The following is an 11,839-nucleotide window of genomic DNA, read 5'->3' as shown; positions in this document are numbered from 1 at the left end:
GCATGAGCGACCGCTTAGTACGTCCCGTTGCCGAAACCGTAGGAGGACAGTGACCCAGTGTCAACGCCACCACGGGCGCGAGAGCGCGTGGCGCTCAGTGGACCAGCAGCGCCAGCAGCCGGTCCACCTCGGCCACCGGGTCGGCGGTCAGCCCGGTGTGGATCGGCCCCGGTTGCACGACGGTGCTGCGGGGCGCGGTCAGCCAGCGGAAGCGGCGCCCGGGGTCGTCGTCGCCGGCCTGGCCCGCCTCCTCGCCGCCCGCGCAGATCTCCTGGTAGCCGCGCAGCGCCGCTCGCACGCCCGCCACGTCCACCTCGGGGTCGAGGCAGCGCAGCCGGTTCTCGTCCAGGTGCACCCGCGCGCCGACGAAGCTCCTGGCCCGGCAGTAGACCAGCACCCCGGCGTTGATCATCTCGCCGCGCTCGATCCGCGGCACCACGCGCACCAGCGCGTACTCGAACACCTCGCGCCGGCTCATCAGGCGTTCTTCCCCTCGACCCAGGTACGCAGCCACTCCGGCGGCGGCTGCCGTTCGCGCCGCAGCGGCGCGAGCGTGATCCGTTCGTGGATGTCCGCCGCCCTGGCCGCCAGCAGGTCGGCGTATGCACGGCGTACGTCGTCGGGCGCGGCGAAGCCGGGTTCGTCGGCCAGCCACTCGTCGGGGACCAGCGCGGTCACCTCGGCGAGCAGGTCCGCGGTCACCAGCGGCGCCAGTTCGGCCGCCGCGGCGGCGGGCTGCGGCGAGAAGCGGGCCAGGGCGTGGTCGGAGGCGTCGTAGGCCTTCGCGGAGGCGGTCCGCGCGCTCTTCCAGTTGTGGTGCCAGATCAGCGAGGCGCCGTGGTCGATAAGCCATACGTTGCGGTGCCACACCAGGAGGTTGGGATTGCGCCAGGACCGGTCGACGTTGCCGATCAGCGCGTCGAACCAGACGATGCGGCCCGCCTCGGCCGGTTCGACGCCGAAGACCAGCGGGTCGAAGCCGAGCGAGCCGGGCAGGAAGTCCATCCCGAGGTTCAGGCCGCCGCTCGCCTTCAGCAGGTCCTGGATCTCCTCGTCCGGCTCGCCGAGGCCGATCACCGGGTCGAAGTCGAAGCGGACCAGTTCCGGCACCCGCAGGCCCAGCCTGCGGCCGAGTTCGCCGGCGATCACCTCGGCCACGAGCGCCTTGCGGCCCTGGGCGGCGCCGCTGAACTTCACCACGTACGTGCCCAGGTCGTCGGCCTCGACCACGCCGGGCACCGAGCCGCCCTCGCGCAGCGGCGTCACATAGCGGATGCCCGTCACGTCTCTCAGCATTGCGCCAGGTTATCGGGGTCGCGCCGGGGCCAGGACCGGTGGTGGCCGAGTGGCCGCTGCGACGCCCGGGGGAATTCCCGCGCGCGTCGTTGAACGGATCGCGGTGATCGCCCGTATGAACGGACACGCGTGGCCACACGCTGCCGGGCGGTCGCACGCGGTCGCCCGGCCCCACCAGCGGACAGGATGCAGCTCATGGCCGAAACGCCCGGATTCTCCCAGCCCCCGACCCGCCGTACCGTCTTCGCGGCCGCGGGCGGCGCCGGCCTCGCCGCGGTACTGACCGCGTGCGGCTCCGACTCGGACTCCGGGTCGGCCGCCGGCGCCCCGTCAAGCGGGTCGGACGCGCCGTCCACGGCCCCCTCGGACGCCGGAGCGCCGTCCGGCTCGTCCTCCTCAGGTTCCGGCGGCGGGACGCCGCTGGGGAAGACCGCGGACATCCCGGTCGGCGGCGGGAAGGTCTTCGCCGACCAGAAGGTGGTCGTCACCCAGCCGACGGCCGGCGACTTCAAGGGCTTCTCGGCGGTCTGCACCCACATGGGCTGCGTGGTCGCCGACGTCTCCGGCGGCACGATCAACTGCCACTGCCACGGCAGCAAGTTCCACGCGGCGGACGGCACGGTGGCGAACGGCCCGGCCACCGCACCGCTGCCGGCCCAGCCGGTCAGCGTCTCCGGCGACAGCGTCACCCTGGGCTGAGCGCCCGGCGGTGCGGGGTCCGCGGCGCCACCCGCGGCCGCAGCGGCCGGGGATCCGCGTGACCGGTCAGGAGTGGCGGCCCGCGGTCCGCGTGACCGGTCAGGAGTAGCGGCGCGCCGCCGTGCCGAGGGCGTCCACCGCAGCCCGGATCGCCGGGCGGCGGTCGGCGTCCTCGCGCCAGACCGCGTAGACGTGGCGCCGCATGGTGTGGCGGACCGGCACCACCCGCACGCCGCCCGGCATCGGGTCACGGCCCAGCCGGGGAATGACCGCGACCCCGAGCCCCGCGGCGACCAGGGCGAGCACGGTGGCGTGCTCCTCGGCATGGTGCGCGACCCGTGGCTCGACGCCCTTGCCGCGGAGGGTGAACAGCAGCCACTCGTGGCAGAAGCCGCCGTCCGGCCAGGCGATCCAGGCGTCCTGCGCCAGTTCGACCAGGTCGATCTCCGCGCGGTCCGCGAGCCGGTGGCCGGCCGGCAGTGCCACGTCGACGATGTCGTCGAAGAGCGGCGCCTTGGCCAGGCCGCCGGGCAGTGACAGCGGCTTGTTGTACCAGTCGAGGACGACCGCCAGGTCGAGGTCGCCGCGGGTGAGGCGGGCCAGCGAGTCGTGCGGCTCCAGCTCGTGCACCATCGCCCGCAGTTGCGGGTGCTCGCGCCGCAGTTCGGTGAGTGCGGCGGGGAACAGCCCGCGTACCGCGGTGGGGAAGGCCCCGGCGATCAGGTCGCCGAGCGCGGCCCCGCGGTGCGCCTCCAGGTCGGTGTGGGCGAGTTCGACCAGCGAGAGTATCCGCTCGGCGTGCCCGGACAGCAGCCGTCCGGCGTCGGTGAGCCGCACCCCGCGGCCGCTCCTGGCCAGCAGGGCCTGGCCGGTCTCCCGCTCCAGCTTGGCCAACTGCTGCGAGACGGCGGACGTGGTCACGCTGAGCACGTCCGCCGCGGCGCTCACCGAGCCGTACGTGTCGATGGCGTGCAGGATACGCAGGCGTTCCAGGCTCAACATGTAAGAAATACTACGACGACTGTGAACGAAAACTCGCTTGTTCTACGAGGTCCGAGCCGTCATCGTGAACACATGACCGCACCTGCCGAGAGCCGACCCGCCGCCGTTCCTCCGACCGCACCCGGCGCCATGCCGCCTGCCGCGGTGCCGGCCGGCGGATCCGCCACCGTGCCCGGCGCCGCGGCGCGTACGCGCCGGCCGGCGGTGGACTGGCGGATCCGCTTCGCGGCGCTCGGCCTGGTCTGGGGCTTCAGCTTTCTCTTCATGAAGGTGGGCAACGAGGCCTTCGCCCCGCTCCAGGTGACGCTGGGCCGGATGGTCTTCGGCACGGCGGTGCTCGCCGCGGCCGTCGCGGTCAAGCGGGAGCGGCTGCCACGCAGTCCGCGGACGTGGCTGCATCTGGCGGTCGCGGCCTTCCTGCTCAACTCGGTGCCGTTCACGCTGTTCGCCACCGCCGAGCAGACCATCCCCTCGATGCTGGCCGGGATATGCAACGCGGCCACCCCGCTGTTCTCGATGCTGGTCTCGCTGGTCGCGCTGTCCGAGGACCGGCCGTCCCGGGAGCGGTTCGCGGGTGTGGGCCTCGGCTTCATCGGCGTGCTCACCGTTCTCGGCGCCTGGCAGGGCTTCTCCGGTCAGGACCCGAAGGGCACGCTGATGGCGCTCACCGCGGCCCTCAGCTATGCGGTGGGCTGGGCGTACGTCCGGCGCACCCTGACCGGGACGGGCAGTTCGCATCTGGCGGTCTCGGCCAGCCAGTTGCTGCTCGGCACCGTGCAACTGCTGGTCGTCACGCCGTTCTTCACCTCGATGCCGGACAGCTGGCCGGCCAAGTCCGTGCTGTCGGTGCTGGCGCTGGGCGCGCTGGGCACCGGTGTGGCGTTCCTGATCCAGTACGGCCTGGTCGCGGAGAAGGGCCCGACGATCGGCGCGATGGTCACGTATCTGATACCCATCGTGGCGACCACCGCGGGCGTGACGCTGCTCGGTGAGACGCTGCACTGGAACGAGCCCGTCGGCGCGGTCGTGATCCTGGCCGGCGCCGCGCTCACCCAGCGGCGCCCGAAGCAGCAGCCGGCCGCCGGGAAGGCTCAGCCGTAGTGAGCGGCGGCAGGACCGTGCAGCACCTCGGCGACCGCGTCGGCCAGCGGCTCGATGTCGCCCTGGCCGAGCGGTGAGACGGTCAGCCGCACACCGGGTGCCGAGCGCAGCCGGAAGCGGGCGCCCGGGGCGACGGCCCAGCCGCGCTGGAGCAGCCCGGCGACCGCGCCGGTCTCGTCGCTGACGGGTACCCAGACGTTCATGCCGCTCCGCCCGTGGGCCGCCACCCCCCGGGCGGCCAGCGCCCCTACCAGCGCCTCGCGCCGTTCACCGTACGACCTGGCGACCGCAGCCGGGTCGACCGCGCCGGTGCGCCAGAGGTGGACCAGGGCGTGCTGGAGCAGATGGCTCACCCACCCGGCGCCGAGCTGGTGCCGGCCGCGGACGCGGTCCACCGTGGTGGCGTCGCCCGTGTACAGCGCCAGCCGCAGATCGGGCCCGTAGGCCTTCGCGACCGAACGCACCAGCGCCCAGTGCTCGGTGGCGCCGGACAGGCAGTGCAGCGGCAGGTCCACGCTGCCGCTGACATGGTCGTCGTCGATCACCAGCACCTGCCGGTGCCGGGCGAGTACGGCACGCAGCTCGGCCGCCCGGGCCGCCGACAGTGCCGCGCCGGTGGGATTCTGCCCCCGGTCGGTCACCACCAGGGCGCGGACCCCGGACCGCAGCGCGCGGGCCACCTCCTCGGTCACCGGCCCCTCGTCGTCCACCGCCACCGGGACCGCCCGCAGGCCCAGCGCGGGGACGAGGTCGAGCAGGCTCCCCCATCCCGGGTCCTCGACGGCCACCGCGTCGCCCGGCCGCAGGTGCGCGGTGAGCACCCGGTCCATGGCGTCCAGCGAGCCCGAGGTGAGGCCCACGGGCCCCGCGGGCACACCGTCCGCGTCCAGCGCGGCCCGGGCCAGCCATCCCAACTCCTCGTCCACCGGGGGCCCGCCGTAGAGCGCGGGCGTCCGGGCGTTCCGTGCGGCGGCGGCTGCGAGCGCGTCGGCCAGCGGCGGCAGCAGGGCTGGATCGGGGTTGCCGGTGGAGATATCCCGCACCCCGGTCGGGACGGCGATCCGGATCTGCGCGCGGGGCACGGTCGCCGGGCGCGCCCTGACCCGGCTGCCGCGGCGGCCCGCCGTCTCGATCACCCCGCGGTCGCGGAGCAGCCGGTAGGCGGCGGCCACGGTGTTCGGATTGACGTCCAGTTCCGCGGCGAGCTGCCGCAGCGGCGGCAGCGGCGCACCCGGTTGCAGCGCACCGCTGCCCACCGCGCTCTCGATGTCGGCGGCGATACCCGATGCGCCACGCCCGGCGATTCGATACTCTCCTAGCACAATGGGAATTGTGCACTAGTTCAAAGGAGCGCGCCATGTCCACCGCGCCCGCCGCGCCTGCCGCCGGCTACACCGCCACCGACCGCAGCACGCCCACCCGTTCCAAGGAGCGGGCCGCCTACGACCGCGAGACCGTGCACGCGATCCTCGACCAGGGCTACGTCTGCCACCTCGGCTTCGTCCGGGACGGTGCGCCCGTGGTGCTGCCCACCCTCTACGCCCGCAGCGGCGAGCGGCTCTACGTGCACGGGTCCACCGGATCGCGACCGCTGCGGGGAGCGGCGGACGGCGGGCTTGCGGTCTGCCTGACGGTGACGCACGTGGACGGCCTGGTGCTCGCCAAGTCCGCCTTCCATCACTCCCTCAACTACCGCTCCGTGGTGGTCCACGGCACCGCACACCAGGTCGTGGACCCGGTCGAGCGCGCGGCGGCACTCGACGCCATCGTCGAGCAGGCGGTCCCCGGCCGGTCCGCCGACGCGCGGCGGCCGAACGCGAAGGAACTCGCGTCGACCGCCGTGCTGAGCCTGGACCTGCACGAGGTGTCGGCGAAGCTCCGCACCGGCGGCCCCATCGACGAGCCGGAGGATCTCGCGCTCCCGTACTGGTCGGGCGTGGTCCCCGTCGTCACCTCCTTCGGTACGCCCGAACCCGCCGAACTCCCGGGCCAGGACGGGCCGCTGCCGGAGTATCTGCCACCGCTGCCGCCGCGGCAGCGGTGAGCACCGCCTGCCGCGGCAGGCGCCGCATGCCGCGGGCCTCGTCGGCGACCAGCAGGCCGACGGCTCCCAGCAGGCATGCGGTGCCCAGCACGGTGGCGGCGGTGAGGCGTTCACCGAGCAGCGTGACGGCGAGCAGGGTCGCCGAGACCGGCTCGATCAGCGCGATCACCGACACGGTGGCCGAGCGCAGCACCGCCGCGCCGGCGAAGTACAGGCCGTAGGCCAGGGCGGTGGGCACCGACGCCAGATAGCCGAGCAGCAGCAGGGTGCGGCCCAGCCGGGCCGCGTGCGGCAGCAGTCCCTCCGCCCAGGCGGCCGGCAACAGCAGGGCCGCGCAGATCCCGAACGCCCACATCGAGGCGTCGAACGGGTCGCCGGCCACGCCCTGCCGGCCCCACCAGCGGGTCAGCAGGGTGATCGCCGCGTAACCCGCCGCCGACAGCAACGCCAGGGCGACACCGGCCGGGTGGACGGTGCCGCCGCCGTTCGGGCTGCCGCCCAGCACCAGGACGGCCAGGCCGCCGAGGGCGCCGGTCACCGCCACGGCGCCGCCGCGGCCCAGCCGTTCGCCCATCGTGAGCCGGGCCGCCAGGGCGATCAGCACCGGGCCTGAGCCGAGCGTCACGACGGTGGCCACGGCGAGCCCGGTGGAGCGCACCGCGCAGAAGTACGCGGTCTGGAAGACGGTCAGGCCGGCTCCCGTCGCGAGCACCCGGTAGCGAAGGGCCCTCCCCCACCGTCCGCTCCGGGCCGCCGCCCCGCGCGGGGCGGGGCGGCGGCGCGAGAGCCGGACGGCGAGCAGCAGCGCGAAGCCGCCCGCGGCGCGCCAGAAGGTGAGGGCCAGCGGGCCGAGGCCGCTGTGGCCGTACAGCGCCGCGGCCACGGCACCGGCGGTGCCCCACCCGGTTGCCGCGACGACGACGTAGATCAGGCCCCGGGCGGCCGGGGCATGCCTGAATGACACGGAGTTCTCCTGTGGAGAAGGGGGATGGTCGGTCTGCTCATCGCTCGTCGCGTGTACGGGCAGCACCGACTGCCCCCGGTCGTCCGCGGCGTGCGCGGCCGTGCCCGGGTGACGTCTACGCCTGCGCGCGTGCCGGTGGCTCCGTCGTCTCGTACGGAGGCGGCTGCGCTGCCCGCGTCAGGCGGCGGGAGGCGGAAGCACGGTGGAATGCATGCGGTCAGGATAGGGGGGTGCCGGGGGAGTCGTCGCCGGGCGTTCCCGGCAACGCCGGGGTGAGGGCCGGCTGCCGAGGTGTTGCGGGCCCGCCACGCCGGTGGTCAGGGGGCGCTGGGCACCGGCTCCGGGACGGGGGCGGGGGTGTCGGTGGGGGTGGTGGTCGTCGCGGTCTGGGCGACCAGGGCGCCGGCCAGGACGAGGGCGCCGCCGGTGATCTGGGCCGGGCCGAGGTGTTCGGCGAGCAGGACCCAGGCAAGCACGGTGGCCACCACCGCTTCGAGGCCGGCCACGACACCGGCCACCTGCGGACTGAGCGTGCGGACCGCGAGCACACCGGTGAGGTAGGCGACGACGGTGGAGACCAGCACGATCCAGCCGATGAGCAGCACCGCGGGCACGTCGCGGTCGCCGAGCGCGGCCTGGTGGGCCAGCGCGGAGAAGTCCATGGTCCAGGGGTGCGCGACCGCCGTGAGGACGACGGCGCCGATGACGAGGCCGTGCGCGATGACGGTCACCGGCTCCGGCGCGTCGGCCGCGTCCGTGCCGTGGTCGGCCAGGACGAAGTAGGCGACCTGGCAGCACGCGGCCCCGAAGGCGTAGAGCAGCCCGAGGGCGTCGAAGGCGAGCCCCGACCAGACTTCGACGACGCACGTCATACCGGCGGTGGCCAGGACGACGCCGAGGGCGGCGGCCCGGGTGACCGGGCGGCGCTGCACGAAGCGGATCCAGCCAAGCAGCAGGGCGGGGCCGAGGAATTCGACCAGGATGGCGACGCCGACCGGGATGCGGGCGATGGCCACGAAGTACAGCGCCTGGCAGCCACTGATGGCCAGCAGCCCGAAACCGGCGACCAGGCCGGGCCGTTGCCGGAGCAGCGCCCGGGAGCGCAGCGCGACGGGCAGCAGGATCAGGGCGGCACCGGCCACCCGCATCCACACCACCTGGAGCGGGTCGATACCGAGGTCGATGAGCGGCTTGGCCGCCACTCCCGAGCCGCCGAAGGCGAACGCCGACAGCAGGGCGAGCCCAAGTCCCCTGCTCCTGGCTCCTGATCCGTGCATCAGGTCATCATGTCAGCAGGCGACAGGACCGTCATCCCCTTGATCCCTGACAGCACACCAGCCGGGTGCGGATCCCACCGCCGTCGTGCCCCGGCCGAGCGCGGTACGCCCACGGCCCGGCGGCCGGGGCCACCGGGACGCGGGCGCGCCGGCGGTCACGGCCACAGCAGCGTGCGGGACCAGCCGCCGCCCTCCCTCGTATAGCGCAGCCGCAGGTGGAAGCGGGAAGGGTCGCCCTGGAAGAATTCCGCCGTACGGGCACGCAGCCGGTAGACGGTGTGGCCGGCCGGTACCTGCTCGGGCTCGGCGGCCACCAGCGCCTCGGCCGCGCGCTGCTCGCGCTCGTACTGCTCCGCCCCGGCCAGCGGGGTGCTGATCCGGCCGGTGAAGGCGGCGGCGCGGGAGGCGGGTGAGCGGCCCAGGAAGTCCCGCCGGGTGACCTCCTCACCGAGGACGTCCACCGGCCCGGCCACCCGGATCTGCCGGCCGTGCGCGGGCCAGTACCAGGTCAGGGCGGCGACGGGCCGTACGGCCAGGTCCTGGCCCTTCCCGCTGCCGCTGTCGCCGGCGAAGACGAACGCGCAGTCCGCGGAGTCGACACCGCGCAGCATCAGCACCCGGGCGCTGGGCGTGCCGTCGGCAGCGGCGGTGCTCAGCGTCATGATCTGCGGTTCCGGCACGTCGTCGGCCAGGGCCAGGCCGAGCCAGTCGGCGAACAGCGGCCCGGGGGTCTCCGGTGCGCGGTCCGGGTCGAAGGGCGGCAGCGGCCCGGCCAGCACCGGCGCGGCCCTGATCCGGGCGAGCAGTGCCCGGTCGGCGGCGGCGCTGCCGCCTGCGGTCCCGCCGGGTGCGCCCGCGCTGTCCTCGTCCCTGCGCTGCATCGGGTCCTCCCCACGGCTGTGCGGCGCGACGGCCGCGTGTCCCACTACGCCAAGCACCCCCCAGCCTGGCCGGTCCGGCCGTGCGGCGCACGCGACGCGGCGGGCCGTGGCCGAGGAGAGTCCCCGGCCACGGCCCGCCGTGGCAGTGCGCGGCCGGTGGGGCGGCCGGCGGTGCGGGTCAGTGCACGGTGACCGTGGCGGTCTGGGTGCCCGCGGTGAACACGTAGGCGCCCCGGGCCACCTGCTGCTTGCCCGAGCCGTCGATGTCGCCCGGGGTGACGGCCAGCCGGCTCGGCGGCACCTTGAGCGTCACCGTCGAGCTCTGGCCGGCCGCGAGGTGCACCTTGGCGAAGGCGACCAGCTTGGCGGGCGGGGCGAGCACGTCGCTCGACGGCTGGGAGACGTAGACCGGCACCACCAGGTCGCCGGCCCGGTCACCGGTGTTGGCGACACCGACCTTGAGGCTGATGGTGTCGCGGGTGCGCGCGTTCGTGGAGCCCGCGGCGATCGAGTTGAACGCGAATCCGGTGTAGGACAGTCCGGCGCCGAAGCGGTAGGCCGCGTCGTAGGAGGACTCGGGTCCGCCGTTGGTGCCGGGGAGCTGCTGGTAGTACAGCGGCTCGTTGCCGATGTCCTTGGGCCAGGAGGCGCTGAGCCGGCCGCTGGGGTTGACCTTGCCGAAGAGCACGTCGGCGACCGCGTGGCCGCCCTCGCTGCCGGGCAGCCAGGCCATCAGCAGGCCCTGGGTGTCGGCGGCGTCGCCCAGCACCAGCGGGCGTCCGGCGACCACCACGGTGACCACCGGCTTGCCGGTCGCCTTGAGCGACTTCACCAGCGCCTGCTGGTCGGCGGACAGTTCGGGCCGCGGGGCGTCCGCCGCTCCCTCGGCCGCCGCCTTCTCGCCGACCACGACGACGGTCAGGTCGGCGTCCTCGGCCTGCGCGACGGCGTCGGCCGCGGTGGTCGTGCTCACCACGGACGTGCCGGACGGGGCCGCCTCCTTGATGCCCTGGAGGACAGTGGTGCCGGAAAGCCGCACGCCTTCCGGCACGCCCTGCCACCCGACGGTCCAGCCGCCCACCTGGTCGTTGATGTCGTCGGCGTAGGAGCCGGCCACCACGATCTTCTTCGCGGACGGCGGGATCGGCAGCACGCTGCCCTCGTTGCGCAGCAGCACCTGCGACTCGTCCGCCGCCTGCCGGGCCAGTGCGGTATCGGCGCCGATCACCCGGGAGTCGGCCTTCGAGGCGTCCACGTAGGGGTGTTCGAACAGGCCGAGCTTGAACTTCATGGTCAGGATCCGGCTCACCGACTGGTCGATGCGCTTGACGGAGACCAGGCCGCGCTGGACGGCGGTCTTCAGCCCGTCGCTCCAGCCCTGCGCGTCGTACGGCTCCATCGCCATGTCCAGGCCGGCGTTGACGGCCTTCGCGATGGCCTCGGGGTAGTCGGCGGCGATGTGGTAAGCCGTCTGGAGGGCGCGGACGTCCTGCCAGTCGCTCACCTCGACGCCCTGGAAGCCCCACCGGTCGCGCAGCACGTCGGTCAGCAGGTAGTGCGACGAGGTCGCCGGGATGCCGTTGATGGCACCGGAGTTGACCATCACCGACATGGCGCCGGCGTCCACCGCCTGCTTGTACGAGGGGAGCAGGGTGTCCTGGAGGTAGCGCAGCGAGACGTCGCCCGGCACCCGGTCGTGGCCGTTGCCGGGTTCGCCGTAGCCGCCGAAGTGCTTGACGGTGGCGGCGACGTCCTTGGCGCCGTCGGCACCCTGGATGCCGGTGACCGCGGCGGACGCCAGCGTGCCGGCCAGCAGCGGGTCCTCGCCGAAGGTCTCGTAGTAGCGGCCCCAGCGCTGGTCGCGCGCGATGTCGGTGACCGGTGCGAAGTTCCAGTCGATGCCGGTGGCGGCGACCGCCTTGGCGGTGGACGCGCCGGCGTCCTGGACCAGCCCGGGGTCCCAGGTGGAACCCATGCCGATCTCCTGCGGGAAGATCGTGGCGCCCAGCACGTTGTTGTGGCCGTGGACGGCGTCGACGCCGTAGATGATCGGGATGTGCAGGCGCGAGTTGTCGATCGCGTACTTCTGCACGGTGTTGACCATCGTCGCCCAGTTGGCGGGGCTGTTCACCGCGGGGCCGGCGCCGCCGCCGGAGATCACCGAGCCGGCGGCATTGTCGACCAGCACCGACTTCATGCAGGATTCGGTGAAGGCACCGCCGCTCCACTGGCAGTCGCCCTGCATGTTCACCACCGAGATCTGGTCCATCTGCCCGATCTTCTCCGCCAGCGTCATCCGCTTGAGGAGGTCCTTGACCCGGACGTCGATGGGGGCCTTGGCATTGGTGTAGCTGGGGTTGTCGCCGGCCTGCGCCGGCACCGACGCCACCGCGGCGACACAGGCGGCCGCGGTGGCGAGTGTCAGGAGGCTTCTCATACGTAGTCGTCGAGCGTTCGTTGGCATCGCAGGCGTCCCGTTCCTGTTGGGGGTCCCCGGCGGACGACCGGGGCCGATTGCCGTAAACGTTTCCGATCGGCGGGAAGTCTGTCCTTGCCCCGACTGATCGTCAAGACT

General features: G+C 73.8%; 11 protein-coding genes. 3 read left to right on the top strand and 8 right to left on the bottom strand.

Annotated elements, in window-relative coordinates:
* Positions 1 to 94 precede the first annotated feature (94 nt).
* Both OG702_RS32920 and OG702_RS32915 read right to left on the bottom strand, forming a co-directional pair.
* Positions 95 to 478 (bottom strand): DUF3037 domain-containing protein, encoded by a 384-nt coding sequence (locus tag OG702_RS32920; RefSeq protein WP_327292602.1) that lies wholly within the window; start codon positions 476 to 478, stop codon positions 95 to 97.
* Positions 478 to 1,296, bottom strand: coding sequence for a HipA family kinase (locus OG702_RS32915; protein WP_327292601.1), 819 nt, complete (start codon positions 1,294 to 1,296; stop codon positions 478 to 480). The genes OG702_RS32920 and OG702_RS32915 overlap by 1 nt, the downstream gene beginning before the upstream one ends.
* Before the next feature lie 195 nt (positions 1,297 to 1,491).
* On the opposite strand from OG702_RS32915, the gene OG702_RS32910 reads away from it, so the two are divergent.
* A complete protein-coding gene (locus OG702_RS32910) occupies positions 1,492 to 1,995 on the top strand; it encodes a Rieske (2Fe-2S) protein (protein ID WP_327292600.1) in 504 nt (167 codons plus the stop codon).
* Between the two features lie 99 nt (positions 1,996 to 2,094).
* Here OG702_RS32910 and OG702_RS32905 read toward each other — a convergent pair whose 3' ends face one another.
* Entirely contained in the window at positions 2,095 to 2,997 is a 903-nt protein-coding gene (locus OG702_RS32905; protein ID WP_327292599.1) for a LysR family transcriptional regulator, read from the bottom strand.
* Positions 2,998 to 3,069: 72 nt separating this feature from the next.
* Between OG702_RS32905 and OG702_RS32900 the strand changes: the two genes are divergently transcribed.
* Entirely contained in the window at positions 3,070 to 4,098 is a 1,029-nt protein-coding gene (locus OG702_RS32900; protein WP_327292598.1) for a DMT family transporter, read from the top strand.
* Here OG702_RS32900 and OG702_RS32895 read toward each other — a convergent pair.
* Positions 4,089 to 5,420: an aminotransferase class I/II-fold pyridoxal phosphate-dependent enzyme gene (locus OG702_RS32895; RefSeq protein WP_327292597.1), complete on the bottom strand. Its 1,332-nt coding sequence runs from the start codon at positions 5,418 to 5,420 to the stop codon at positions 4,089 to 4,091. The genes OG702_RS32900 and OG702_RS32895 overlap by 10 nt on opposite strands.
* 35 nt (positions 5,421 to 5,455) lie before the next feature.
* On the opposite strand from OG702_RS32895, the gene OG702_RS32890 reads away from it, so the two are divergent.
* Positions 5,456 to 6,142 carry a pyridoxamine 5'-phosphate oxidase family protein gene (locus OG702_RS32890; protein WP_327292596.1) on the top strand — a complete coding sequence of 229 codons (687 nt, stop codon included), beginning with the start codon at positions 5,456 to 5,458 and terminating at the stop codon, positions 6,140 to 6,142.
* On the opposite strand, the gene OG702_RS32885 is transcribed toward OG702_RS32890, so the two are convergent.
* The 4 genes from OG702_RS32885 to OG702_RS32870 all read right to left on the bottom strand — a co-directional run bounded on the left by OG702_RS32885 (position 6,048) and on the right by OG702_RS32870 (position 11,701).
* Positions 6,048 to 7,106 (bottom strand): DMT family transporter, encoded by a 1,059-nt coding sequence (locus OG702_RS32885; RefSeq protein WP_327292595.1) that lies wholly within the window; start codon positions 7,104 to 7,106, stop codon positions 6,048 to 6,050. The two genes, OG702_RS32890 and OG702_RS32885, sit on opposite strands and share 95 nt — an antisense overlap.
* Positions 7,107 to 7,423: 317 nt before the next feature.
* Positions 7,424 to 8,383, bottom strand: a complete 960-nt coding sequence (locus OG702_RS32880) for an EamA family transporter (protein WP_327292594.1) — start codon at positions 8,381 to 8,383, stop codon at positions 7,424 to 7,426.
* A gap of 155 nt (positions 8,384 to 8,538) precedes the next feature.
* A complete protein-coding gene (locus OG702_RS32875; RefSeq protein ID WP_327292593.1) occupies positions 8,539 to 9,264 on the bottom strand; it encodes a pyridoxine/pyridoxamine 5'-phosphate oxidase in 726 nt (241 codons plus the stop codon).
* Between the two features lie 178 nt (positions 9,265 to 9,442).
* Positions 9,443 to 11,701 carry a glycoside hydrolase family 3 N-terminal domain-containing protein gene (locus OG702_RS32870; protein ID WP_327292592.1) on the bottom strand — a complete coding sequence of 753 codons (2,259 nt, stop codon included), beginning with the start codon at positions 11,699 to 11,701 and terminating at the stop codon, positions 9,443 to 9,445.
* Between the last annotated feature and the right edge of the window lie 138 nt (positions 11,702 to 11,839).

It is taken from the genome of Streptomyces sp. NBC_01198, assembly GCF_036010485.1.
Lineage (GTDB): Bacteria > Actinomycetota > Actinomycetes > Streptomycetales > Streptomycetaceae > Actinacidiphila.
This window is presented reverse-complemented; position numbering and strand designations above follow the sequence as displayed.